Annotated in this window: 1 protein-coding gene; it reads right to left on the reverse strand. The window is 68.1% G+C overall.

What is annotated here, in order from left to right:
• On the reverse strand, nt 1-354 hold a 354-nt coding region (locus tag PUR26_RS00055; protein ID WP_329867995.1), incomplete at both ends, for a HAMP domain-containing protein.

The raw sequence follows: 354 nt of genomic DNA on the forward strand, positions 1-354 counted from the left end.
ATCGAGTTCACCGATTCGGTGAGGTCCTTCCAGGTGCCGGAGACGCCCTGCACCTCGGCCTGACCGCCGAGGATGCCCTCGGAACCCACCTCGCGCGCCACCCGGGTCACCTGCTCCGCGAAGGTGGACAGCTGGTCCACCATCGTGTTGAGGGTGTTCTTCAGCTCCAGGATCTCGCCCCGCTCGTCCACGTCGATCTTCTGCGACAGATCGCCACGCGCCACGGCCGTCGACACCTGCGCGATGTAGCGCACCTGCGCCGTGAGGTTGCCCGCCAACCCGTTCACCGAGTCGGTCAGGTCCATCCACACACCGGCGACGACCGGCACCTGCGCCTGCCCGAGCAGCCGACCG

It is taken from the genome of Streptomyces sp. SP18CS02, from assembly GCF_036322365.1.
GTDB lineage: Bacteria > Actinomycetota > Actinomycetes > Streptomycetales > Streptomycetaceae > Streptomyces.